The sequence below is a fragment of the Pseudomonas sp. GL-RE-26 genome (assembly GCF_019956275.1).
Classification (GTDB): domain Bacteria; phylum Pseudomonadota; class Gammaproteobacteria; order Pseudomonadales; family Pseudomonadaceae; genus Aquipseudomonas; species Aquipseudomonas grandcourensis.
The window spans coordinates 35287-59965 of the sequence record NZ_JAHBDI010000077.1 but is presented as its reverse complement, the minus strand read 5'-3'; the positions used below and the strand labels follow the sequence as shown (position 1 = coordinate 59965).

Annotated in this window: 22 protein-coding genes and 4 tRNA genes; 16 read left to right on the top strand and 10 right to left on the bottom strand. The window is 59.7% G+C overall.

Features of this window, described 5'->3' with window-relative positions; translation table 11 throughout:
- Positions 1 to 44 precede the first annotated feature (44 nt).
- A complete protein-coding gene (locus tag KGB07_RS26885) occupies positions 45 to 593 on the top strand; it encodes a glutathione peroxidase (RefSeq protein ID WP_223467124.1) in 549 nt (182 codons plus the stop codon).
- 198 nt (positions 594 to 791) lie between these two features.
- On the opposite strand, the gene KGB07_RS26880 is transcribed toward KGB07_RS26885, so the two are convergent.
- The 3 genes from KGB07_RS26880 to KGB07_RS26870 all read right to left on the bottom strand — a co-directional run bounded on the left by KGB07_RS26880 (position 792) and on the right by KGB07_RS26870 (position 3193).
- Positions 792 to 2063 carry an OmpP1/FadL family transporter gene (locus KGB07_RS26880; RefSeq protein ID WP_223467122.1) on the bottom strand — a complete coding sequence of 424 codons (1272 nt, stop codon included), beginning with the start codon at positions 2061 to 2063 and terminating at the stop codon, positions 792 to 794.
- A 146-nt stretch (positions 2064 to 2209) separates the two neighbouring features.
- Positions 2210 to 2692, bottom strand: a complete 483-nt coding sequence (locus KGB07_RS26875; RefSeq protein WP_046037615.1) for a hypothetical protein — start codon at positions 2690 to 2692, stop codon at positions 2210 to 2212.
- A 276-nt stretch (positions 2693 to 2968) separates the two neighbouring features.
- Positions 2969 to 3193, bottom strand: a complete 225-nt coding sequence (locus KGB07_RS26870) for a hypothetical protein (RefSeq protein WP_007898912.1) — start codon at positions 3191 to 3193, stop codon at positions 2969 to 2971.
- Between the two features lie 1008 nt (positions 3194 to 4201).
- Here KGB07_RS26870 and KGB07_RS26865 point away from each other — a divergent pair.
- A complete protein-coding gene (locus KGB07_RS26865) occupies positions 4202 to 4525 on the top strand; it encodes a hypothetical protein (RefSeq protein WP_080925238.1) in 324 nt (107 codons plus the stop codon).
- 175 nt (positions 4526 to 4700) lie between these two features.
- Positions 4701 to 6065 (top strand): DNA recombination protein RmuC, encoded by a 1365-nt coding sequence (gene rmuC, locus KGB07_RS26860; RefSeq protein ID WP_162252406.1) that lies wholly within the window; start codon positions 4701 to 4703, stop codon positions 6063 to 6065.
- A gap of 52 nt (positions 6066 to 6117) precedes the next feature.
- Here the strand turns inward: rmuC and KGB07_RS26855 are convergent, their stop codons facing one another.
- The gene (locus KGB07_RS26855) at positions 6118 to 9588 is read right to left on the bottom strand and encodes a PAS domain-containing hybrid sensor histidine kinase/response regulator (RefSeq protein ID WP_223467116.1); all 3471 of its coding nucleotides are present in this window, start codon (positions 9586 to 9588) and stop codon (positions 6118 to 6120) included.
- 230 nt (positions 9589 to 9818) lie between these two features.
- The gene (locus tag KGB07_RS26850; protein WP_223467114.1) at positions 9819 to 10355 is read right to left on the bottom strand and encodes a TetR/AcrR family transcriptional regulator; all 537 of its coding nucleotides are present in this window, start codon (positions 10353 to 10355) and stop codon (positions 9819 to 9821) included.
- Between the two features lie 148 nt (positions 10356 to 10503).
- Between KGB07_RS26850 and KGB07_RS26845 the strand changes: the two genes are divergently transcribed.
- From KGB07_RS26845 to KGB07_RS26830, 4 genes are all read left to right on the top strand, one after another.
- Complete coding sequence (locus tag KGB07_RS26845) at positions 10504 to 11694, top strand: MFS transporter (protein WP_046037610.1); 1191 nt, start codon at positions 10504 to 10506, stop codon at positions 11692 to 11694.
- A 47-nt stretch (positions 11695 to 11741) separates the two neighbouring features.
- Positions 11742 to 12053, top strand: coding sequence for a cupin domain-containing protein (locus KGB07_RS26840; protein ID WP_046037609.1), 312 nt, complete (start codon positions 11742 to 11744; stop codon positions 12051 to 12053).
- A gap of 105 nt (positions 12054 to 12158) precedes the next feature.
- Positions 12159 to 13310 (top strand): TDT family transporter, encoded by a 1152-nt coding sequence (locus KGB07_RS26835; RefSeq protein ID WP_223467112.1) that lies wholly within the window; start codon positions 12159 to 12161, stop codon positions 13308 to 13310.
- 96 nt (positions 13311 to 13406) lie between these two features.
- On the top strand, positions 13407 to 15281 hold the full coding sequence (locus KGB07_RS26830; protein WP_223467110.1) for an MFS transporter: 1875 nt from the start codon (positions 13407 to 13409) through the stop codon (positions 15279 to 15281).
- A 137-nt stretch (positions 15282 to 15418) separates the two neighbouring features.
- Here KGB07_RS26830 and sugE read toward each other — a convergent pair whose 3' ends face one another.
- The 3 genes from sugE to rdgC all read right to left on the bottom strand — a co-directional run bounded on the left by sugE (position 15419) and on the right by rdgC (position 17908).
- Positions 15419 to 15733, bottom strand: coding sequence for a quaternary ammonium compound efflux SMR transporter SugE (gene sugE, locus KGB07_RS26825; RefSeq protein WP_007977599.1), 315 nt, complete (start codon positions 15731 to 15733; stop codon positions 15419 to 15421).
- A 144-nt stretch (positions 15734 to 15877) separates the two neighbouring features.
- Positions 15878 to 16843, bottom strand: coding sequence for a bile acid:sodium symporter family protein (locus tag KGB07_RS26820; protein ID WP_223467108.1), 966 nt, complete (start codon positions 16841 to 16843; stop codon positions 15878 to 15880).
- A gap of 144 nt (positions 16844 to 16987) precedes the next feature.
- A complete protein-coding gene (gene rdgC / locus KGB07_RS26815) occupies positions 16988 to 17908 on the bottom strand; it encodes a recombination-associated protein RdgC (protein ID WP_110662726.1) in 921 nt (306 codons plus the stop codon).
- A 159-nt stretch (positions 17909 to 18067) separates the two neighbouring features.
- Between rdgC and KGB07_RS26810 the strand changes: the two genes are divergently transcribed.
- From KGB07_RS26810 to KGB07_RS26795, 4 genes are all read left to right on the top strand, one after another.
- Positions 18068 to 18143: transfer RNA gene (locus KGB07_RS26810), tRNA-Val, on the top strand.
- A 19-nt stretch (positions 18144 to 18162) separates the two neighbouring features.
- A tRNA-Asp gene (locus KGB07_RS26805) sits at positions 18163 to 18239 on the top strand.
- A gap of 199 nt (positions 18240 to 18438) precedes the next feature.
- Positions 18439 to 18514, top strand: a tRNA-Val gene (locus KGB07_RS26800).
- A 19-nt stretch (positions 18515 to 18533) separates the two neighbouring features.
- Positions 18534 to 18610 (top strand) — tRNA-Asp (locus tag KGB07_RS26795).
- Positions 18611 to 18738: 128 nt separating this feature from the next.
- Here KGB07_RS26795 and KGB07_RS26790 read toward each other — a convergent pair.
- The gene (locus KGB07_RS26790; protein ID WP_046037605.1) at positions 18739 to 19875 is read right to left on the bottom strand and encodes a catalase family protein; all 1137 of its coding nucleotides are present in this window, start codon (positions 19873 to 19875) and stop codon (positions 18739 to 18741) included.
- Positions 19876 to 19903: 28 nt separating this feature from the next.
- Positions 19904 to 21706 (bottom strand): di-heme-cytochrome C peroxidase, encoded by a 1803-nt coding sequence (locus KGB07_RS26785; RefSeq protein WP_223467099.1) that lies wholly within the window; start codon positions 21704 to 21706, stop codon positions 19904 to 19906.
- Positions 21707 to 21974: 268 nt separating this feature from the next.
- Between KGB07_RS26785 and KGB07_RS26780 the strand changes: the two genes are divergently transcribed.
- The 5 genes from KGB07_RS26780 to KGB07_RS26760 all read left to right on the top strand — a co-directional run bounded on the left by KGB07_RS26780 (position 21975) and on the right by KGB07_RS26760 (position 24672).
- Positions 21975 to 22691, top strand: a complete 717-nt coding sequence (locus KGB07_RS26780) for an FKBP-type peptidyl-prolyl cis-trans isomerase (RefSeq protein ID WP_046037603.1) — start codon at positions 21975 to 21977, stop codon at positions 22689 to 22691.
- Between the two features lie 293 nt (positions 22692 to 22984).
- On the top strand, positions 22985 to 23440 hold the full coding sequence (locus tag KGB07_RS26775; RefSeq protein WP_046037602.1) for a YkvA family protein: 456 nt from the start codon (positions 22985 to 22987) through the stop codon (positions 23438 to 23440).
- 114 nt (positions 23441 to 23554) lie between these two features.
- Complete coding sequence (locus KGB07_RS26770) at positions 23555 to 23896, top strand: helix-turn-helix transcriptional regulator (protein WP_046037760.1); 342 nt, start codon at positions 23555 to 23557, stop codon at positions 23894 to 23896.
- Complete coding sequence (locus KGB07_RS26765) at positions 23893 to 24264, top strand: hypothetical protein (RefSeq protein WP_007898892.1); 372 nt, start codon at positions 23893 to 23895, stop codon at positions 24262 to 24264. Before KGB07_RS26770 ends, KGB07_RS26765 begins: the two co-directional genes overlap by 4 nt.
- Entirely contained in the window at positions 24265 to 24672 is a 408-nt protein-coding gene (locus tag KGB07_RS26760) for a hypothetical protein (protein WP_046037601.1), read from the top strand.
- Positions 24673 to 24679 lie beyond the last annotated feature (7 nt).

Genomic DNA, 24679 nt, shown 5'->3' with positions numbered 1-24679 from the left:
GCGTTAACGTCGAACCCTGACGATTTCTCAAGGATGTTCCCCACATGCTGATGCGCTGGCTTGCAGTTCCCGCGTTACTGGTCGCGTTTACCGGGTTGGCTCACGCGGCGGACTGTCCGGAGCTTCTGCAAGGCTCGTTGCCCAGGCTGCATGCCAAGGAATCCATCGATTTGTGCCAGCGCTTCGCCGGTAAACCCTTGGTGGTGATCAATACCGCAAGCTTCTGTGGCTTTGCTCCGCAGTTCAAGGGTCTTGAGGCGCTGAACCAGCGCTTCAAGGGCCAAGGGCTGGAGATGATTGGTGTTCCGTCCAATGACTTCAAGCAGGAGTCAAAGGATGGCGCCGAGACTGCCAAGGTCTGCTACGTCAACTACGGCGTGACCTTTACCATGACCGAGCCGCAAAAGGTTCGTGGCGACGATGCGACGCACTTGTTCAAGGTCCTCGCCAGCCAAAGCAGCGCGCCGAAGTGGAATTTCTACAAGTATGTGGTGGACCGCCAGGGCAAGGTGGTCGCCAATTTCTCCAGCCTGACCAAGCCAGATGATCCCGAGTTCATTGCGGCGGTGGAAAAGGCCCTGGCTTCGCCATAACTCGTTTCGACCCCCTGACTTGTAGGAGCGAGCTTGCTCGCAAAAATCTCAAGGCGCCTCGTTCATCCAGTAAGCACACGTCATCGTTCGCGTCCATCGCCAGCAGGCTCGCTCCTACAAATGAAAAGCCCCGCCTCCGTGAGGAGAGCGGGGCTTTTTTGATTCCGGTGGCGAGCGGTTCAGGCTCGCCGGGAATCCTCAGAAGCGGTAGGTCGCACCGACACCGAAACCGTTGGCGCTGTTTTCGTACTTGGCGCTGTAACTGTCTACTAGGTTGGAGTGATCCACCTTGACAGCTTCTTCCTTCAGGTAGGAGTAGGCGACGTCGATGGTCAGATCATCGGTGACGTTGTAGCCGGCGCCAAGGCTGAAGATTGTGCGGTCACCTGTAGGAATACGTGGGGATCGGTCGGTATTGTTGGTAGGCGACTGGTCAAAGCTCAGGCCGGTGCGCAATACCCACTGCTTATTCAGCTGGTAGGAGGTACCGATGGCGTAGGCCCAGGTATCGTGCCAGTTCTGCTCTTCCGTAATGGTGCCGAACAGGGCTGGGGACAATGCACCGCCTTGTGCCGCCGTTACGCCGTCGTTGTTGACGGTGATGTCTTTCAAACGGCTCCAGCGAGTCCAGGTGGAACCTGCATAAAGGGTCCACGCATCCGTCAGCTGTTGTGTCACGGAGAAGTCGACAGATTCAGGTGTTTCGATTTTCAGCGAAGCATCGTATCGATTGCTTTTCAGGAAGGCGGAAGGTGAATTTGCGCCTGCGCTGATATCGGTATGACCTTCAATCTTGTATTTCACTTTCGAGTGATAGGTCAGGCCGACACGAGTGGTGTCTGTTGCTTGTACCAGGACCCCGAAGTTGTAGCCAAGAGCGACATCATCCCCTTTGATTTTGACGTGGGTATCGCCAAAAAGAGGTACATCCGACTCCAGAGTGCCGCCAATGCGGTTGATGGTCGGGCCGAAACCAATCGATACTTTGTCGTTAAATGCGTAGCTGACGGTAGGCTGAAAGGTGACAACCTTGACTTCGCTCTTGCTGCCGAAACCGGCACCCTGGAAGCCATTTTCATAGTCGGTAATCAGACCAAAAGGTGCGTAGACACCGAGGCCGAATGCCCAGTGATCATCAATCGGCTTGACGTAATAGCCCATCGGAACGGCTGTGAATGGCACCATGTCGCCTTTGTTGGTACCCGGGTGGGCGCCTTGGGCGTCTTTGATATCAGACGAGGCATCGATAGCTGCGATCCCGCCAGTGACTTCCTGGCGCTTGATTCGCGACATGCCGGCAGGGTTGCCAAAAACAGTGCTTGCATCATCGGCAGATGAAGAGCGTCCCGCAAAACCAGTCCCCATCCCGCTGATGCTTTGTTCGTTGAGGGCAAAGCCACTTGCGAAAATCTGGGTGGATGCCATGGCAACGGCGAGACTAAGGGTGGTTTTGAGCATTACTTTTTTCATTATTAGAACTCCTGGTGATCACCGGGGCGAAAATTACCAACATTTTCGTCCCGGCGCCATAGGCTGTATGCCTTGATTTAGAGCGGTTTTGTAGGACAATCCGACCAGATTCGCGGCGTGTTGCGCGATCTTTGGATCCAGAGGTGTCAGCAGGCTACCTGATTCAGCGGTGAAACACAGGTCTGCCAGGCGCAAGTGAAATCACGCAGACGTCCCTGGGGCTGAAATGTCTGGCGCCAGATCCTGGCCATACCCAGCAAATCATCAGGGGCGGGGAGGGGGGTATTCTGTTCTTCCACCAGCAGCCAGGCGATGGCGGTGGCGTAACGCAGGTTGACGGTCAATTCGAGGTGCGGGCCACTGAGAAACGCATGTTGGCTGGCCAAGCCGCGGACCAGGCTTGCACGGTCCGGATCAAGGGCCAGGTAATGGTCCCAAAGGGCCTGGTGGCGGGGCTCGGCAATGCGGTACAGGCCGTGCCCACGGCGGTCATGCAGGGCGGAACCAAGGGCGGACTGGCTGGCGGCAATGCCCAGCAGCAGGGATTCGGCAGTAGCGCTATGGCGTCCGAGGTAGATCAAGGTCGGACGAATCACATAACGGCACAGTTCGCTGGCAGCGATACCCATAAAACCCTCGAAACCTGAAATGGACGGCGATACCTGAAAGGGGGCTTGGCAGCAGTGAATCGACTCAGGCTCGCCGCAAGCGGGTCAAGCCGCTTGAGTTGAAGTGTAGTGTCATATTCGCGCTGTAAAGGCCTGTTTTTAAAATATTTCCAGCGACCAGTTATAACCGTTATATCGGATCGTGCTTAGTCGTGATTCGAGGGGAAGGAAATATCGGGCAATAAAAAGCCCCGCTTTTCGGGCAGGGCTTTTGGGTTTTTCAGCCTTTCTGGCGTTTCAGGCAACCAGTGCCTGACGGGTACGCTCGATCACGGCCTGCAGCGGCTCGGCGCTGGAGTATTGATCGGGGTACAGGCGTTCGCTGTGACGAGCGATACCGTGTTCGTTGACCAGGGTGAAGCTGAAGCAGCCTTTGCGAGCGGCCATGATCAGGCAGTTCATTGGTGCAAAAGCGTTGGTTAGGGTGCGAATGGCATCCTGAGTGTGGATTTGAGTAGACATTATTGGGTGTTCCTACAAATGACACGGATAAGAACCGTGCAACGTTAAAACGTTCCAGTAACGTCGATCACCATTGATCGAACGAAGAACCCGACTGGAACAAAGCAGCCAGTTTGAAGCGCTGATAAGTTGGCGCGCTTGGGCTGGCAGGTAGGTACTTAGGAGGGCAGGCAACACATCAAGGGCAAAGGTTCTGGGCCCGGGGTGAAGATCCTGATCAATTTGCAGGTTGGTTCGAGCAGAGTAGACAGGCGGAGCAACACCCTTTGCTTTCGATTCAAAGGTTGTGTTGGCGCAAGATTTACCTGGAAACCATCGAGGTGGTCGATCCCGCTTGTTCGGTGGAGGCTTCCGTTGGGAAGGCTGACCGGGGGGATTTGTTCGACCAGAATTGACTTTCAGCTTGGTACTAACGCCGCGGATACTAACGGATTGAACTGGCCAATGGAAGTGTGTTAGCGAAAAGAATTTCCCGGTAGGTGCCTGATCGGGCTGTTTTGCCTTCGTAGAGGTGCGTACAAAGCTACGCGGCCCGGGATTGATACGCCCTGTTTCGGGACACAAACCGACCACTGGTCATCGAAGTTTGTAGCAACGCAGCCGTCCAGGCACCGGGTTTGCCAAGGCTTATCCCCAGGCACGACAAAAATATGCGCCGAAAAAGGGCGTCGATATAACCATCGCAAAGGCACTTGTGCACATTAGTTGCGCGGTCTGTCACCCTGCTGTCATCTCACGTTCAAGCGTAATGGCTGCCTGTAACCAAAATTTAAGTCAATGAAAAACATCGCTTTTTTTTACTGGTGAAAAAATCGTCAGTTTGACTGCGAGCCCCATTCCACAGGGCTTTGAGCGGGTTCGAAGGCGGTTGTCCACTGAGTTATCCACAGCTTCTGTGGATTGTCCCGAGCGCTTGCTCTAGGACGGGCGTGCCGGGATATTTTCAGCTTTACCTGTAAGAAAAAGAGAGTAAAGTTGCGCGCCTTCTGATCTGCCCCACAGTGCTTTATGAAGTTTCGCTCAGCCTCTGTTTCCTCTTCCTCCACACCGCCCTCTGTTGCCCCTACCAAGCGCTTTTCCATGCGCGTGGCGGAGTGGCTGTTGGACAGTCCGCATCTGGGCGAAAACCGTAACGTCAAACACATCGCCGGACGTCTGCTCAAGCAACCGGCCCGTGAAGGCGTGGTGGCTGCGCAAAGCCGTCTTGGCCAGTTGATGTGCCGCGAATGCGGGAATGCCCGGGACCGCCGGATCGGTCAGGACCTGTTGCGTCAGGCCGCTCGGGCAGGCGATCACCGCGCTCAACAGGAACTGGGGCTGATCGAAGACTGAGCTGTCCAAGACCGGACCTCTTGGTTAACCTTCAGGCTTTATCCGAATGGCAGGAATGGCTATGGCAATGGACTTGACCAGCATATTGCTGGGTCTGGCAGGGGCAGCGTTGCCGTTGCTGGTATTGGCCTGGCAACTGCAGCGTCGGGCCAGCACCACGCAAGCCGATGTCGCGCTGCTGCAAGAACGTCTGGCCATGGCGCAACTGGCGCAGGACGGCTTGAATGCCCAGCTCGAATCCAGCCGCGATGAAGCGGCTGACCTGACCCAGGCCAACGCCGCCAAACAGGCTGACCTGGCTGCGCTGCGTCGTGAAGTCGAATTGCTGCAGATCGAGCGCGACGACGCCCGGGATGCGGCCCATGCGTGGAATATCGAACGCGCCGGCAAAGAAGCCGAATTGCGCCGTCTGGATGCCCAGGCAGCGTCGCTCAACGCCGAATTGCGCGAGCAACAGGACAGCCATCAGCAGCGCCTCAACGACCTGCAAGGTTCGCGGGACGAGTTGCGCGCGCAGTTTGCCGAGCTGGCGGGGAAAATTTTCGATGAGCGCGAGCAGCGCTTTGCCGAAACCAGCCAGCAGCGTCTGGGGCAGTTGCTCGATCCACTCAAGGAACGCATCCAGTCCTTCGAAAAACGAGTCGAGGAAAGCTATCAGAACGAGGCCCGTGAGCGTTTCTCCTTGGCCAAGGAGCTGGAGCGCCTTCAACAGCTGAATTTGCGCCTGAGCGATGAAGCCACCAACTTGACCCGCGCCTTGAAAGGGCAGAAGACCCAGGGCAATTGGGGCGAACTGATCCTTGAGCGCGTGCTTGAGCATGCAGGGCTGGAGAAGGGCCGCGAGTACCAGACTCAGGTCAATCTCAAGGGACCGGACGGCGAGCGCTTCCAGCCGGACGTGATCATTTATCTGCCGGGCGACAAGCAGGTGGTGGTCGATTCCAAGGTCAGCCTGACGGCCTATCAGCAATACGTCGCGGCCGAAGACGAGGCCATCGGCCAGATCGCCATCAAGCAGCACGTGCTGTCGTTGCGCAATCACGTCAAAGGCTTGGCCGGCAAGGATTACAAGCGCCTCGATGGCTTGCACAGCCTGGATTTCGTGTTGCTCTTCGTGCCGATCGAGGCGGCGTTTTCTGCCGCGTTGCAGGCTGAGCCGACGCTGTTCCAAGAGGCGTTCGATCGCAACATCGTGATCGTCAGCCCCACCACATTGTTGGCGACCCTGCGTGTCATCGACAGCCTGTGGAAGCAGGAGCGCCAGAGCCAGAATGCCCGGGAAATCGCCGAGCGGGCCGGGTGGCTGTACGACAAGTTCGTGCTGTTCATTCAGGATCTGGACGAAGTCGGCAATCGCCTGCAGCAACTGGACAAGGCCTACAGTTCGGCACGCAACAAGCTGACAGAGGGGCGCGGCAACCTGGTCAGTCGCAGTGAACAACTCAAGCTGCTGGGCGCGCGGGCGAGCAAGAGCCTGCCGGCGGACTTGCTGGAGCGGGCGATGACTGATGTGGATGGGTTGGTCGAGTTGCCGGAATAGCCCCGGTCGACTGCTTATTACTGTGGCGAGGGGGCAAGCGTTAGCTGCCGCGCTACAACGGTATGTACCGGCTCAACAACGCCCGCAACGCCGCCGGTTTCACCGGTTTGGCCAGGTAATCCAGCCCCGCGGCATGCACCAGGTCGACCGTCTCTGGCCGGCCATCGGCGCTGATCACCACCCCCGGAACCGGCTCGCCCATTTGCGTGCGCAACCACGCCATCAAATCGGTTCCGGTCTCGCCGTGATCGAGGTGGTAATCCACCAGCGCCAATTGCGGGCGCATGCCTTCGCCGAGCAACGCGGCGCATTCCTCGCGATTGCGCGCGGTCCAGACCTGGCAACCCCAGCGGCTGAGCAGGCTGTTCATGCCGATCAGGATGCTGTCTTCATTGTCGATACACAGAACCTGCGCGCCATTGAGCAATTTGCCATTGAGTTCGGCGACCTTGACCGGTGCTGCGGTTTGCGCCCGGGCCAGCGGCACGCTGACGCTGAACACGCTACCGCGTCCCGGCCAGGAGCGTACGCGCAAGGTATGACCGAGCACGCGACATAGCCCGTCGGCAATCGCCAGCCCCAGGCCGAGGCCTTTTTCGGCCCGTGTCTGGTGGCTGTCGAGGCGCTTGAACTCTTCGAAAATCACCTGCAGTTTATCTTCCGGAATACCTGGCCCACGGTCCCAGACTTCCAGGCACAGTTGGTCCTGGTGTCGGCGAACCCCCAGCAGCACCGGCCCTTTGCCGTAGCGGAAAGCGTTGGTCAGGAAGTTCTGCAGGATCCGCCGCAACAGTTTGATGTCGCTGTCGACCCGCAACGTGCTTGCGCGAACCCGGAACTCCAGTTTTTGTTCTCGCGCCAACACCTTGAACTCTGTACCGAGGGTGTCGAACAGTTCGTTGAGGGCGAATGGCTGGCGATTAGGGTTGATCTTGCCGTTTTCCAGGCGGGAAATGTCCAGCAGGTCGCTGATCAAGTCCTCGGCCGAGCGCAGCGAGCTGTCCAGGTGCCCGACCAGTTTCTGCGCTTCGCCGGACAACCCATCGTCTTGATGGGAGAGGGCGGCGGAGAACAGCCGTGCCGCATTCAACGGTTGCATCAAGTCATGGCTGACGGCTGCGAGGAAACGGGTCTTCGACTGGTTGGCCGCCTCGGCGGTGCCCTTGGCTTCGGTCAGGGCAACGTTGAGCTGCGACAATTCGTGGGTCCGTTCGGTGACCCGTCGCTCCAGGCCTTCGTTGGCTTCGGTCAGCGCCTGCTCTGCTTCGCGGAACGCGGTGATGTCGGTGAAACTCATGACGAAGCCGCCGCCCGGCATCGGGTTGCCGATCAGCTCGATCACCCGACCATTGGGGAACAGGCGCTCGGAGGTATGCGCGCGGCCCTGACGCATCCAGTGCAGGCGACGCGCGACGTGCACTTCGGCTTCGCCGGGGCCACACAGTCCGCGCTCGGCATTGTGGCGAATAATGTCGGCGATGGGCCGGCCGACGCTGATCAGGCCGTCCGGGTAGTTGAACAGCTCCAGGTATCGGCGGTTCCAGGCCACCAGCTTCAGCGACTGGTCGACGACGCTGATGCCCTGGGTGATGTTCTCGATGGCGCCTTGCAGCAAGGCACGGTTGAATTGCAGTACCTCCGAGGCTTCGTCGGCGATGCGCACGACGTCCTCCAGTTGCATCTCCCGGCCTTCAATGGCGGCCTTTACCACCGCGCGGGTCGAGGAAGCACCGAGCACGCCGGCCAGCAAGCGTTCGGTATGGGCGATCCATTCACTGTCGGCGTTCTGGTTCGGGTTGAAGCCCTTGCCCTGGCGATAGGCAAAGCGGATAAAGCTTTGACGGGCACGTTCTTCGCCGACGAAGCGTGCCGCCAGTTGCAGCAGGTCGTCGATCTGCACTGAAAGCATCGAGCGTGCGCTGGGGCGAGCGCTGATTTCCTGGCCGATGAAGCGGCCCGCCTGCCAGTGCTCGGAAACCCGGGTGCGCGACAGCACCGAGACCCAGGCGAACAGCGTGAAGTTGCCTGCCAGCGACAGCACCACGCCCTGGGTCAGCGGGGTGATCGGCAGGTTCAGTGGATTGCTGTGCAGCCAGGCCAGCCCCGGGAACGTGCTCAAGGACACACCGAGGCTAAGGGCGGCAATCGGCAGGATCAAGGTGTAGAACCACAGGAAGGTGCCTGCGGCGAGGCCAGCGAAAACACCGCGGCGGTTGGCCTGTTTCCAGTACAGCGCACCGAGCATGGCGGGGGCCAACTGGGTTACGGCGGCGAAGGCGATCTGGCCAATGGTCGCCAGGCTGGCGGTCGAGCCCAGCAGGCGATAACTGACGTAGGCCAGCAGCAGAATGACCACGATACTGACGCGGCGCACCGACAGCATCCACTGGCGGAACACTTCGAACGGGCGCTCGGCGTTGTTGCGACGCAGCAGCCAGGGCAGCAGCATATCGTTGGACACCATGGTCGACAGCGCCACGCTGGCCACGATCACCATGCCGGTGGCCGCCGATGCGCCACCGATAAATGCCAGCAGGGCCAACGCCGGATGCGCCTGGGCCAGGGGCAGGCTGATGACGAACGAGTCCGGCAACACCGAGCTGGGCAGCATCATCTGGCCGGCCAGGGCGATCGGCACGACAAACAAAGCGGCGAGGGCGAGGTAGGCCGGGAATACCCACTTGGCCAGGCGCAGATCCTGAGGGTCGATGTTCTCGACAACGGTCACGTGGAACTGCCGTGGCAGGCAAATGATCGCCATCATCGCCACACCGGTCTGCACCACCATCGACGGCCAGTTGATGGTTTCCTTCCAGTACTGTTCGAGTCGCGGCGCCAACATGGCCTGGTCAAAGAGGTCGTCGAAACCGTCGTACAGGCCGTAGGTCACGAAGGCGCCGACGGCGAGAAACGCGAACAGCTTCACCAATGATTCGAAGGCGATGGCCAGCACCATGCCGCGGTGGTGCTCCGTGGCGTCGAGGTTGCGGGTACCGAAGACTATGGTGAACAACGCCAGTACCAGCGACACGATCAGCGCGGTGTCCTGGGCACGGGTGCCCATGGCGTCGGCGCCGGCACCGATCAGCAGGTTCACACCGAGCACGATGCCTTTGAGCTGCAGCGCAATGTATGGCAACACACCAACCAGGCAAATCAGCGCCACTACCACCGCCAGCGACTGGGATTTGCCATAGCGCGCGGCGATGAAGTCGGCGATCGAGGTGATGTTTTCCTGTTTGCTGATCATCACCATTTTTTGCAGGACCCACGGCGCGCCGACCAGCAACAGGATCGGCCCGAGGTAGATCGGCAGGAACGACCAGAGCTGTTCGGCGGCCTGGCCCACCGCGCCGAAAAAGGTCCAGCTGGTGCAATAGACCGCCAGCGACAGGCTGTACACCCAGGCCCGCACACGCGGCGGCAAGGGCGCGCTGCGACGGTCGCCATAGAAGGCGATGGCGAACATGATGGCCATATAGGCCAGGGCGACGACGGCAATCAGCCCGGTGGACAGCGACATGGGGACTCCAGACAAAAGGCTCCCGGGCCTCCCGCCCGGACAAACAGTCTCGCACGACCGCCAGCGTTAGTCAGTGTCGACCAAGGTCGTGGCGTGGTGGGGTGTCGCAGGAGGATTTGCAGTGCCTGAACCGGCCCCATCGCGAGCAAGCTCGCTCCCACATTTGCCCTTTGTTCGCCGTCCCCTGTGGGAGCGAGCTTGGTCCGGGCGGCGTTCCGACGATGGGGGCCTCACTGACTGAATGCGAGCTCGATCAACCGGTGCAATTCCTCAACCTCCAGCGGCGCCTCGGAAAACAGGATGCGAAACACCGTTGGCGCGGCGATCAGATTGATCAGGTGATCGACACCGGGCTTGGGCTCATTTGGATAGCGATCCAGAATCGTCTGAAGTTGCCCGCCAATAATGGTCGCGCAATAACTCGGCTTCAGCGCCGCCTGCACGTCGCACAGCATGTTGCGGCCGGGCTCGGAGCTCATCTCGTCCAGGTACTGCTCGGCCCACGCCCGCACGTCACCGTGAAGGCTGCCGGTATTGGCCGGCTCGTTGTCGGGCTGCATGCGGGCGAGGGCGACGTCGGCCAGCAGCGCCGACACATCGCCCCAGCGTCGATAGATGGTGGACGGGGTGACACCCGCGCGCGCCGCAATTTGCGGCACCGTCACGCTGGCGCGGTCCTGTTCCTCGAGGAGTTGGCGCACGGCCGAATGAATCGACTCTTGTACCCGGGCGCTACGGCCACCGGGGCGTAATGTGGGAGCTGTCATCTTGTGTTTCCTGTATTGCACCGGGTCTTGCGGCTGGCACCCGGTCCTGAAAGTCATGTTTCGGACCTTAACACAAAGAATTTGCTTTAAGAGGGATCCAGTAGCACACTCCGCAAAAGCGAAAAGTTAGCTTTTGCGGAGTGTGCCCATGTCCAGTTCTCATTCAAACCGAGCCAGCCTGTGGTTTCTGGCCGTTACCTTGCTCAGTTTCCTGGCGGCCTCCACTGCGCCGACGCCGCTGTATCACCTGTATCAGGAACAGATGCAGTTTTCGGCAGCGACCCTGACCCTGATTTTCGGCGTGTACGCCCTCAGCCTGTTGGCGGCGTTGCTGACGGTCGGCTCGCTGTCGGATTACCTGGGGCGCAAACCGGTGATCTTTACGGCGGTGCTGCTGAACATCCTGGCGATGTTGCTGTTTATCTACGCCGACAGCGTTGCGTGGCTGATCAGTGCCCGGGTCCTGCAAGGGTTTGCCACCGGCATGGCAACCGCCGTGTTGAGTGCAACCTTGCTGGACACCGATCGCCAGCAAGGCCCACTGGTCAATAGCGTCGCGCCCTTGCTCGGCATGGCCCTGGGTGGAATGGGCTGCGGTTTGCTGGCCGAGTTTGCCCCGGCGCCGTTGCACCTGACCTATTGGCTGTTACTTGTTCTGTTCGCGATGCAGGCCGTATTTGTCTGGCGTTTGCCGGAGAGCGTCACGCGCCAGTCCGGAGCTTGGGCATCATTGCGACCCACCCTGCATGTGCCTGTCCAGGCGCGCGCAACGTTGTGGCGGGTGTTGCCGCTCAACACGGCGACCTGGGCGCTGGGCGGATTCTACGCGTCGCTGGCACCTTCACTGGTGCGTACGGCGACCGGTTCAACCTCGAACCTGATTGGCGGGGCGACCGTCGCCGCATTGACGGTGACCGGCGCCCTGATGATTTACACCCTGCGCAATCAGGCGGCGACCAAGGCGCTGCAACTGGGCGCCAGTTCGTTGCCGGCGGGAGTTGTCCTGATTCTACTGGGTGTGCACAGCGCCAGCTTGCCGCTGTTTTTCCTCGGCACGCTGGTCGCCGGTTGTGGCTTCGGCGCCGGTTTCCTCGGGGCGGTACGCAGTCTGGTGCCGCTGGCCTTGCCCCATGAGCGCGCCGGGTTGATGTCGGCGTATTACGCGCTGAGTTATCTGGCGTTCTGCCTGCCGGCGCTGCTGGCCGGCAACCTGGCGCGGACCTTTGGTCTGGTGGCAACGACCGATGGTTATTGTGCGGTGCTGATGGTGCTGGCCCTCAGTGCAATGGCGGGTTTACTGCGATCACGTTCGGTCAGGGCCTGCGAGGCCAACCGGTAAAATTGAGTTAGCCTTGGCCCCTCTCAGCTCACTCGAAGGATCGGACCATGAAAATCATCCGCAGCAAATCGTTCACTGGCGAGCGTGCCTGGGCCGCGCTGGACATCGCCAGCATGAACGGCATCACCACGCGGCTGCACTGGACCGATCAGCCCTACAAGTGGCACGTCAACGATGGCGAGGAAGTGTTCGTGGTGCTCGATGGCCAGGTGCAGATGCGTTATCGCGAAGATGGGGTGGAGCGGGAAGCTTTGCTGGAGGTCGGTGACATTTTTTATGCCTCGGTTGGCACTGAGCATGTGGCGCATCCGGTAGGGCCGGCTCGGATATTGGTGGTCGAATCGGAAGGAAGTGTCTGATCGCATATAGGCAATATCGATAAGATATAGAGATATTACCCGTTATATAGATATTCTATTCAGATCTAACATGGGCTCTACCTCACGAGAGGACAGGAGTTCGCCATGACATGCGCCAATAGCATCAAGCCCGGAATCAAACCTTTCAGTCACTTGCAACATCCCCGCGAGGTGATCCGCCAGTTCACCCCCAACTGGTTCGCGGCCACCATGGGCACCGGCGTGCTGGCGTTGGCACTGGCGCAATTGCCGGTCGCCATGCCTGCCTTGCACGCCTTTGCCGAAGCCCTCTGGCTGTTCAATATCGCTCTGTTCCTGCTGTTTACGGCGGTATACACGGCGCGTTGGGTACTGTTTTTCGACGAAGCGCGGCGGATTTTCGGCCACTCCACGGTTTCGATGTTTTTCGGCACCATCCCCATGGGCCTGGCGACCATCATCAATGGCTTCCTGGTGTTTGGCCTGCCGCGCTGGGGCGAAGGTGTGATTCACGTCGCCGAGGTGCTGTGGTGGCTGGATGTGGCCATGTCGCTGGCCTGCGGCGTGCTGATTCCCTACATGATGTTCACCCGTCAGGAGCACAGCATCGACCAGATGACAGCGGTCTGGCTGTTGCCGGTGGTCGCGGCAGAAGTGGCGGCCGCCAGCGGGGGGCTGTTGGCGCCGCACTTGGCCGACGCTCATTCGCAACTGGTGGTGCTGGTGACCAGCTACGTGCTCTGGGCGTTTTCCCTGCCGGTGGCCTTCAGCATCCTGACCATTCTGTTGCTGCGCATGGCTCTGCATAAGTTGCCTCACGAAAACATGGCCGCCTCGAGCTGGCTGGCCCTTGGCCCGATCGGCACCGGTGCGCTGGGCATGCTGGTACTGGGCGGCGACGCACCGCTGATTTTCGCGGCCAACGGTATGCCGGGAGTCGGAGAGATTGCTGCAGGACTGGGTCTGGTAGCCGGCATCACCCTGTGGGGTTTCGGCTTGTGGTGGATGCTGATGGCGTTGCTGATCACTGCGCGCTACCTGCGTGCCGGCATTCCCTTCAATCTCGGCTGGTGGGGCTTCACTTTCCCGCTGGGCGTCTATTCTCTGGCGACGTTGAAGCTGGCCAGTACCTTGAACCTGACGTTCTTCAGTGTGTTTGGCTGCGTGCTGGTGGCGTTGCTGGCGGTGATGTGGCTGATCGTCGGCAAGCGCACGGTGCTGGGCGCCTGGCGCGGTGAGCTGTTTGTCTCGCCGTGCATTGCCGGATTGAAGAAATAACCGGCAAAGATTAGGTAAGGTGTGGCCTGGATCGACTTTTGATAATCCAATAAGAATCCAGGCCACTTGCTACCTAACATCAGGGACACATGGAAGATGAGTCACCCCTCACAGTTCACCTTGCTGCGCACCCGGCGCTTCCTGCCGTTCTTCATCACCCAGTCCCTCGGGGCGTTCAACGACAACGTGTTCAAGCAGTCGTTGATCCTCGCCATTTTGTACAAGCTGACCATCGAAGGTGACCGCTCGATCTGGGTCAACCTGTGTGCGCTGCTGTTTATCCTGCCGTTTTTCCTGTTCTCGGCGCTGGCCGGGCAATTCGGGGAAAAGTTCGCCAAGGACGCGTTGATCCGCCTGATCAAGCTTGGGGAAATCGCCATCATGGCGGTCGGCGCCGTCGGCTTCATGTTCGATCACCTGTCGTTGATGCTGGTGGCGCTGTTCGCCATGGGCACCCACTCGGCGCTGTTCGGGCCGGTGAAATACTCGATCCTGCCACAAGCCCTGCATGAAGATGAGCTGGTAGGCGGCAACGGCCTGGTGGAAATGGGCACCTTCCTGGCGATCCTTGCCGGCACCATTGGCGCCGGGGTCATGATGTCTTCGGCGCATTACGCGCCGGTGGTGTCCATGGCGATCATCGGCACTGCCGTGCTCGGCTACCTGGCCAGTCGCAGCATTCCCCGTGCGGCGGCCGCCACGCCGCAAATGCGCCTGAACTGGAACATCTTCAGCCAGTCCTGGGCCACGTTGAAACTGGGCCTGGGGCAAACGCCGGCAGTGTCACGCTCGATTGTCGGTAACTCGTGGTTCTGGTTTGTCGGGGCGATTTACCTGACGCAGATCCCGGCCTATGCCAAGGAATGGATGCACGGCGACGAAACCGTGGTGACGCTGATTCTGACGGTGTTCTCGGTCGGTATCGCATTGGGTTCGCTGCTGTGCGAGAAGCTCTCGGGGCGCAAAGTAGAGATTGGCCTGGTGCCGTTCGGATCGTTCGGCCTGACCGTTTTCGGTCTGCTGCTGTGGTGGCATTCTGGTGGAATCCCGGACAGCGCCACCGGCCATGGCTGGATCGAGATCCTCGGTTTTGGCCACGCCTGGCTGGTGTTGTTCGATATCCTCGGCCTGGGCGTCTTCGGCGGTTTCTACATCGTGCCGCTGTACGCGCTGATCCAGTCTCGTACCGCGGAGAACGAACGGGCGCGGGTGATTGCCGCCAACAACATCCTCAATGCGTTGTTCATGGTGGTGTCGGCGATTGTCTCGATCGTCTTGCTGAGTGTGGCCAAGCTGTCGATCCCGCAGCTGTTCCTGGTGGTGTCGTTGCTGAACATCGGCGTCAACGCCTACATCTTCAAGATCGTCCCCGAGTTCACCATGCGTTTCATGATCTGGCTGCTCAGCCACTCCATGTACCGCGTCGAGCATCGCAATCTGGATTTGATCCCCGATGAAGGCGCGGCGTTGCTGGTGTGCAATCACGTGTCATTCGTCGACGCCTTGCTGATTGGCGGCGCGGTACGTCGGCCGATTCGCTTTGTCATGTACTACAAAATCTACAACCTGCCGGTGCTGAACTTCATCTTCCGTACCGCGGGGACGATTCCGATAGCTGGGCGCCAGGAAGATATCCAGATATATGAACAAGCCTTCACGCGAATTGCCCGGTATCTGAAGGACGGTGAGCTGGTGTGCATCTTCCCCGAGGGTAAATTGACCGCCGATGGCGAGATCAATGAGTTCAGGGGCGGGTTGACGCGGATTCTCGAAGAGACGCCGGTGCCGGTGATTCCGCTGGCCTTGCAGGGGTTGTGGGGGAGTTTCTTCAGCCGCGATCCGGGTAAGGGGCTGTTTCATCGCCTGTGGTCGCGGGTGACATTGGTTGCAGGGCCGGCGGTGGCGGTTGAAGTGGCGGAGCCGGCGAAGTTGCAGGCGTTGGTGGGGGAGTTGCGCGGGGCTGTCAGATAGCGGTTGTTTGCGCGAGCCGCTTCGCGAGCAGGCTCGCTCCTACAGGTTTTGTGTTGTGCCACACAGTAGGCACGCCTTCAATCCCTGTGGGAGCGAGCTTGTCTCCGGGCGGCGATCCGACGATGGCGGTCTGAAAGTTAAGCGCTGACCTTCAGGCCAACAAGCCCGGAAATGATCAACGCCACACTCGCCAACCGCACCAGCGCCATGGATTCGCCAAACAGGATGATCCCGGCGATCACCGTGCCAACGGCGCCGACCCCGGTCCAGATCGCATAGGCCGTACCCAGCGGCAATTCCTTCATTGCAAGGCCGAGCAAGCCAAGGCTGATAGCCATGGCTGCAACGGTCAACACAGTGGGGAGCGGGCGGGTGAAGCCGTCGGTGTACTTGAGGCCGACGGCCCAGCCGACTTCGAACAGGCCGGCGAAAAACAGAATGATCCAGGACATGAATACCTCCATCGTCTGACGGGGTCGTCCCCTGATTAATGACTCGATCGAGCCGCGAGGTCGTCCTCGCGTTGCGCAATATAGTGCCCAGCATTAACCCAGGGATCAAGTTTTCAGATCAAGATCGCGGATCAAGATCGCGAGTCAGTCACTGACCTGTTGCGCCGCCATTTCCCGATCCTGTTTCTCGCTCATGCGGCGGAAATACGTGGAGAGCAATGCTCCGGAAATGTTGTGCCAGACACTGAACAACGCACTTGGCACCGCCGCCAGCGGCGAGAAGTGCGCACTCGCCAACGCGGCACCCAATCCGGAGTTCTGCATGCCGACTTCCAGGGCCAGGGACTTGCGCTGGGCCAGTGGCAGCTTGAACAGGCGCCCGGTGAAGTATCCCAGCAGGTAGCCGAAGCTGTTGTGCAGCATGACCACGGCCATGATCAACAGGCCGGACTCGGCAATCTTCGCCTGGCTGGCGGCGACGACTGCCGTGACGATGATCACGATGCTGACCACCGACACCAGCGGCAACACGTCCACGGCGTGGCGAACCTTGTCGCCGAACACCCGTTGGGCAACCACCCCCAGCACGATTGGCAACAGCACCACTTGCAGGATCGACCAGAACAACTCCATGAACGACACCGGCAACCAGGCCGAGGCCAGCAGCCAGATCAGGGCTGGAGTCAGCAGCGGGGCGAGGAGGGTGGTGACGGCGGCGATGGCCACCGACAGCGCCAGGTCGCCACGGGCCAGCCAGGTCATCACGTTCGACGAGGTGCCGCTCGGGCAGCAGCCGACCAGAATCACGCCGACGGCGATTTCCGGCGGCAAGTGGAACGCTTGGCAGAGCAACCACGCCACGCCGGGCATGATCACGAAATGTGCAACCACGCCCAGGGCCACGCGCCATGGATGGCGAGCGACTTCGGCGAAGTCTTCGAGTTTGAGGGTCAGGCCCATGCCGAACATCACCAGCCCCAGCAAGGGCACGATGGCGCTCTTGAGGCCGAGGAACCATGCGGGCTGCAGAAACGCCACGACAGCGAAAATCAGTACCCAGTAAGCGAAGGTATTGCCGACAAAACGACTCAATGCAGCCAGTGCGCGCATGGTCCGATCCTTGTTTTTAGACACGCTACATAAAACTGTGGGAGCGAGCTTGCTCGCAATGAGGGACTACCATTCAACAGGGATGTTGACTGACATTCCGCTATCGCGAGCAAGCTCGCTCCCACAGGGTATTCATCGACTGATTCAGATCCCCTGCGGAGTCTCTTCGCCACCCAGCGCTTCAACCAGCGCCGGCAGGAAGTCGCCGAAGGTCAGCATCATCAGGGTGAAGCTGGCGTCCAGCTGGCCCAGGGCTTCCTCGCCGCCGTCCTGTTCCGCCTGGTCTTGCAGCAGGTCTTCGAACTTCAGGCGCTTGACCACCATTTTGTCGTCGAGGACGAACGACAGTTTGTCCTGCCAGGCCAGGGACAGTTGAGTGACCACTTTGCCGGTGCTCAGGTGCAGCTGGATTTCTTCGCTGGTCAGGTCCTGGCGCTTGCAACGCACGATGCCGCCGTCTTCGTGGGTGTCGCGCAGTTCGCACTCGTCCAATACAAAGAAATCGTCCGCGGCTTTCTGGGTGGTGACCCACTCGGTCATGGTCGCGGTCGGGGACATCTTCACGGTCAGTGGACGCACCGGCAGGGTGCCGATTACTTCACGCAATGTGGACAGCAAGTCTTCGGCGCGTTTCGGGCTGGCCGAGTTGACCAGGATCAGGCCCTGTTTCGGCGCGATGGCGGCGAAGGTCGACGAGCGGCGAATAAAGGCGCGGGGCAGGAAGGCCTGGATGATTTCATCCTTGATCTGATCGCGTTCCTTCTTGTAGACCTTGCGCATTTGCTCGGCTTCGATCTCTTCGACCTTTTCCTTGACCGCGTCACGCACGACGCTGCCCGGCAAAATACGTTCTTCCTTGCGCGCGGACACCAGCAGGAAGTCACCGCTGACGTGTACCAGTGGCGCATCTTCGCCTTTGCCGAACGGCGCGACGAAACCGTAGGTGGTCAACTCCTGGCTTGCACATGGGCGCGCCAGTTTGGTGGCCAGTGCAGTTTCCAACGCCTCGGCATCAACAGGCAGATCTTGGGTCAGGCGATAGATAAGCAGGTTTTTGAACCACATGGGGTGAGTCTCTCCTTTATACAAAGGGGGGCATTATTGTCTTCGCCGTGCCATAGGCCAACCTTTCTCTAAGCCTTTGGAAGGGCTGAGAAAATTATTTTAAAAAGTGCTTGCCAGAGGTTGGGTCGCTCCGTAGAATGCGCGCCACACCGAAGCGAAGGGTGATTAGCTCAGCTGGGAGAGCGTCTGCCTTACAAGCAGAATGTCGGCGGTTCGATCCCGTCATCACCCACCATTCGTTTTCAGTGTTACGCGCAGCGGTAGTTCAGTCGGTTAGAATACCGGCCTGTCACGCCGGGGGTCGCGGGTTCGAGTCCCGTCCGCTGCGCCATATTCGGTAACCTGGAACACTGAACGCCAGGTCACCACGGAAAAGCCCGCTTAGGCGGGTTTTTTTCTGCCTCAAGTTTGACTGTTGTTCCTGTGGGTTGCATCGTTTCACCGGTTTTTAGATTTTTTTGAAAAAAACTTCAAATAAATCAACACTTTATAAAAACCTGTGGCATAATGTGCCCCGCAACGAAGGTAAAGGGTGATTAGCTCAGCTGGGAGAGCGTCTGCCTTACAAGCAGAATGTCGGCGGTTCGATCCCGTCATCACCCACCACTTACTTTCAACGCTACGCGCAGCGGTAGTTCAGTCGGTTAGAATACCGGCCTGTCACGCCGGGGGTCGCGGGTTCGAGTCCCGTCCGCTGCGCCATATTCGGTAACCTGGAACACTGAACGCCAGGTCACCACAGAAAGCCCGCCTAGTGCGGGCTTTTTGCTGTCTGGCGTTTGGCCAGTCCATAAAGCGATCCGAGGATCGCTTTTTTTGTGCCTGCCCGATTATTGCTCGGCGTTGCGCCTGTGGCGGTAGTCGCTGACGGCTTCATACACTGCCTTGCGCAGGCGATTGATCCCGCCGATGGGGCGGTGCGCCTCGATGCCGAACCAGGGATTGAACGACTGGTTGTCGCATTGCAGGTTCAGCGCCGGTGTATCGAAGTCCTGCGCCGGCACATTGATCCGCGCCACCGTCTCGAAGGGCGCATCGCTCTCGCGCCACTCAATGCTGGTGTCTTCGATCGGCATGTACTTGTTGGCGTCCTGTCGCTGGATCTGCAAGGCGAAACACGCAGGCACCCGGTCGGTCGACAGCTGTTGGTTCAGCGCATTGCGCAGAAAGTTCGGCAGCTTGCGATTCTGTTCCGGCAGGTTGTAGGCCGGGCAGCTCTCCGGATCAGGCATGACCCGGAACTTCGCATTGGCTTCACCGAATTTGTAGGGTGAAACCGAAAAGTACGTCGTCTGGGTCGGGCTCGACGGGGCAGGGGCCAGTGTCGCCAGGGCAATGAACAGGTGGCGAACCTGCCAGGCGCGTGGATCCCAACCAGGGAAGAAGGCCATTACCTTTTTACCGTCGGCCTGGGCGGCGACGTTCTGACGATACTCGGCGACATTACTGACAAAGAAATTCGGGTGGCTGAACATCACAAAGTCCTGTTCGCCTCGCCCCTGCTGGTCGCTCAACAGTTGCTTGCCCGGTACATCGAACAGTTTGATCGCCATGCCCCGGGCGTCACGGATGCTGTCGAACTGCGGGTAGGCATTGCCGTTGGACAGGCGCATCGTCGCTTGCCAGGTTTTGCCCGGTTCACTGAATACGCCCTGGCGCAGTTCGTCTGGCAGTTCCGGCAGCACCTGAACCTCGGCCTTCACACAGCCGTGGGCCTTGGCATGGGCGTCGCGCAGGTAGCGGGTGCTTTCACGGTGCTGATCGACGATGCGCACAGCGGTCTGGATGATGTCCCGGGTCATCGCGGCTTCGTCGTCCGCAATCAACTCCTGCGCCGAGACCGGCCCGCGATGCTGCCAGGCAAACCAGGCGCTGGCCAGGGCCCAGCCCAGCACGCCGAGACCCAGTAGCCACAGCAACAGCCTGGCGAGAAAGGCGCCCAGGCGCAGCCAGAGTGTTATCAGCATGGAAAAGTCCCCCTGACTGAAGCTGTAATCATGGCAATTGTGCTTCCAGCGGGCCGCCCAGCACTTTCAGGTATTCCAGCAGTGCCCAGCGCTCTTGCGGCTGTAACCCGCGGCCGATCACGCCATTGCCGAGTTTGCCGGCGCGGAATTCATGGCCACTGTTGTGGTTGCCGGTGATTCGCGTGTCGAACAGAAAACCGTTGGTAAAGGCTTCGGTGCGGTAACCCAAGTGTCCCGGGTCATATTCGAAGGTGCCTTTATAGAAGGTGGTCGCACGCTCATCCTGAGGCGACAGCAATTGATAAATGCTCGGGATCGAACCGTTGTGCAGGAACGGCGCTGTCGCCCATACACCCGCCAATGGCCTGGCCTTGTAGGAACGTAATTCGCGCACACCGATCGGCAGGCCGAAACCGTCCATTTCAGGACGCTCGGCAGGGGTGACGTTGGCGTCTTGATACGCGCGGTCCCGGACAAATGCGGTGACGTAGGCCAGCCCCTTGGCCACGGACATCTTGCTCAGGTCCATCGGTTCTTCGGGTTTTGGCTCGACATCGAGTTTTTCCAGTTCCGCCTGCTTCCATTGCAGCGCTGTCAGGTCGAAGCGATGGTCGGCGATGTTGTTGGCCGCGCCGGGATCGGTGCCGATGTAATCCACCGGGAGCATTTTCAGGTGCTGGACGTATCGCCCTTCGCCCTGGCTGGTGCGCGGTACATGACAACCGGCGCAGTTTTCGGCGAACAAGGCGCGGCCCTTGGCTGCCAGGGGCTTGTCGACCGCGCCCAACAGGTCTTCCGGCCAGGCCGGAGGCGAAAGTCGTTGCAGGGTTTGTTCGATCAGGTGCAGATCGCGCACGCGGACACTGTAGGGATAGCGGGCATCACCCGTCAGCGGCTGGCCGTTCTTGTCGAAGAAGTTCAGCGTGGCGCCGACGCCCAACGCCTCGCCGATGTTGCGGGCCATGGGTTGCTTCGCCGAGCCGTTCCACTGCACCCATTCGAAGGTCCACATGTCCCACAACTGCGGATAATCGACCGGGGCATTGGCCACGCGGTAGTTGTCGGGGGAAATCGCATCACCGAAGCTGGCGTTGGCGATGCGCCCGAAGGCGTCTGTGCGCCCCGGGCCTTCCTCGGTCGGATAGAGCCCGCGATGGGTGTCGTTCCAGGCCACTTTGAGGAAGGTATCCAGTGAAGATTTGAAATCTATGCGCAACTGATGGTGGCGCGTCTCGTAGTCCTGGCCGAGCACATTGCGTGCAAAGCGCTCGAATTTCCACGGGTTGTAGTAAGTGGAGGCGAGGCTGGCCACCAGAGCCTGTCCGAAACTGCCCCCTTTGAGCGTAGGAACACTGGACGGCAGCACATGCTGTGCCGAGCCGCCGTCGATACGCACGGCCTGACCGTTGAAACGCAGTTCACCGGTGTGGCAGGCCGCGCAGGTGATATCCAGAAACACATCCGGGCTCCCCGCATTCTGGTGTCGGGTAAAGCCTGCGGGGAGGTTGCCGGGGTTGTTCGGTGTCGGCTTCTGGCCGGGGTCCACCAGGAAACCGAAGCGGGCGAGGTATTCGGGGGCGGCGAAGCGTTGTTGCGAGAAGGGCAGTTCGAGGGCGGTGAACCAGTCGTAGTGCAAGCCTTTGACCTGAGTGCCCTGGGGTGTGAAGTAATAGGTCTCGCGATCGGCGGCGCTCCATTGCTCCAGGTAATGCACCTGTTGCGCAGGCGACCAGGCGGGCAATTTCGGGTTGGCGACGTAGTAAAGAACCACGGCCATGACCAGTCCCAGCAGTACTGCGACGAGAGCCAGCAAGCGAAAGAAGAGGCGCAAGATAAACGTCCTTGTCGAATTATCATGCAGTTATGCCCGAGTACCCAGGGTGCGGCAAGAGGCCATTACGCCAGATGCTGTAGTTCCGGAATCCGCCTGCGTCGGCGCAAAGTGAAAGAAGCTTCATCGGCCGAATTGTGAAAAGCGTTTAAACACCTGAACTTATCAATTGATTCCGGCTCTCATGCCGGTAGCCATTGGTCGTGGCGGCCTGATAAGCTCGCGGCTTTACTCGATTGCCCTTTAGGCGCATGAACAAGGAAATAGCATGAAACAGCATCGGTTGGCGGCGGCGGTAGCCCTGGTTGGCCTGGTACTCGCGGGTTGTGATTCGCAGACCAGCGTAGAGCTGAAAACTCCGGCGCAAAAAGCTTCCTACGGCATTGGCCTGAACATGGGCAAGAGCCTGGCTCAGGAAGGCATGGATGACCTGGATTCCAAGGCTGTAGCCCAGGGCATCGAAGACGCCGTCGGCAAGAAAGAGCAGAAGCTCAAAGACGAAGAGTTGGTCGAGGCGTTCGCCGCACTGCAAAAGCGTGCCGAAGAGCGCATGGCCAAGATGAGCGAAGAGTCGGCCGCTGCCGGCAAGAAATTCCTCGAAGAAAACGCCAAGAAAGCCGGCGTGACCACCACCGCTTCGGGCTTGCAGTACGAAGTCGTGCAGAAAGCCGATGGCCCTCAGCCAAAGCCGACTGACGTAGTGACCGTTCACTACACCGGCAAGCTGACCAACGGCACCGTATTCGACAGTTCCGTCGAGCGCGGCAGCCCGATCGATCTGCCGGTCAGCGGTGTGATCCCGGGTTGGGTCGAAGGCCTGCAACTGATGCACGTTGGCGAGAAGTACAAGCTGTACATCCCTGCTGACCTGGCTTACGGCGCTCAAAGCCCGAGCCCGGCGATTCCAGCCAACTCGGTGCTGGTATTCGACCTGGAACTGCTGGCCATCAAGGATCCGGCAAAAGAAGACGCCGCTGCCAAGTAACCAGCGCCTGCTTCGATAACAACGCCTCGCTCATGCGGGGCGTTGTTGCATCTGGCGTTCGGCACGGGTAAACAAAACGAACAGACGCTCTAGGCCGGAGTCTTAGGCATAGTAGCGTCGGCGGTAGACGCACAAGACCGCCAAGTCAATGAAATTATGGGTTTTTTTTTGATGAGTAAAAAACGCCCGATCTGAACGCAGGCCTTGTAAAACGGGGCTTGCAGCGGTGAAAAGTAGCTCTGTTCACAAGGTTATCCACAATTTGTGTGGATAACATTTCAACGGGAGGAATGATGAAAGCACCCTGGAGTTTCGCTCGTTTCCTGCCACTGGCCGGTCGCCTGCTGGCACGGGGTCGATTGCCGACCCTGTTGTTCGCGGTCGCCAGTAAAGGCGCAAGCCAGGGCAACCGGTTGGGCAAGATCAAGGACGACTTGAAGCTGTTGCAGGCACTCTGCCTGGCTTACTGGCGTGGTGAGTATCGCGCCATAAGCCCCAAGGCGCTGGTTTCGGTGGTCGCGGGCCTGATGTACTTCCTCAGCCCGGTGGATGCGATCCCGGATTTCATTCCAGTGTTTGGCATGTTCGATGACATCGCGGTACTTGCGTGGCTGATGAAAGTACTCGACGACGAGCTCAATGCTTTCCGCGCCTGGCGCAAACGGCAGGTGCCGGAGAAACTCGCGGTGGTCGAGCGTCTGCCTGCTACCCCCGAGCAACTTCAGCTTCAAGGCCCGAAAAAACACTGAGTCGATTTTGACCTGTTCACAGATTGATGTCCCGCGCGACCTTGGCCGCTGTTAGGATTACACTTCTAGGGAAAAGTGCTGACTCGCTAAGTGTTGTTGTCCTACGGGGTAGTAATGGATATTCAGATAATTACACGCGAAGGCGAGCCCGAATATGCGGTTCTGCCATGGGCTCAGTATCAGGCGTTACTGAAAGCAGCGGGTATCAAGGAGCAAGCGTCGCCTCAAGCCACGAAGCCTCAGGCGACAACACCAGACGCGATTCTTCCGGGTCTGGATCAACTACGCAGTTTGCGCGAGGGGAAGGGCATCGCCATCGAGGCGCTGGCCCGCACGGTAGGCATCAGCCCGTCTTACCTGGCCATGATCGAAAGTGGCGAGCGTCTGCCCGACGCTGCGATTCGCCGTAGCCTGGCCTGGGAGTTGACGGTGCCAGGGTGGAGGGATGAATCGTGAGCGTACGCATCAGTCGTCAACACTGGGACGGATTGCTGGGCGAACTGGATCAGGCGCGTCGACAGCGCCATCTGTTGACGTATAGGGCATTGCTCGAACGTTTGCAGCTGCCGACCCCGGCCATGCAGACCCTGACAGCGGCCCTTGAGCATCTGGCGGCCCTGGACGCCAGGGCGGAGCAGCCATTGCGCAGTTCACTGGTGATCAGTCAGGGCGCCAGCCGCCTGCCGCGCACCGGATTCTTTGAATGTGTCGAGCGTCTCGGGCGTTTTTCCGGGCCGTCGGACGGCGTTGCCGCCGCGTCCTGGCATGCTTCGGAAGTGGTGCGGGTGTTCGAGTACGAATACCCGGAATCGGCCGAGGCCTGAGTGTTCTTGCAACTCAAGGCGCGGGCCGGTTACTGGCTCGCGCGCCGATTGTTTCACTGGTCATGGTTTGTCCGTCAGCCACGAGGCTGGCGCTGGCTCGAAGGCCAGTTCGCACGCATGGCCAACCTGGGCAATGTCGGCGCCCAGAGCTTCTATGGGCATATCCTGGCGTTTCGCGGCGTCGGCCTCGGTGCTCGTGAGGAGGGCGTGCGTTTGTTGCGCCTGGCGGCGTTGGCGGGCGATGGCAAGGCGGCGTATCAAGTGGGCGTGATTACCCTGGCCGGGACGGCGAGCAAGGCACCGGATCCGGTCGAAGCGGCACGGTTCTGGGAGATCGCGGCGAAGGCCGGCCATCCGTTGGCGCCGATCAAACTTGAAGAGCTGAAGTCTTCCTCGGCGCCTCGTTGATTGGAGT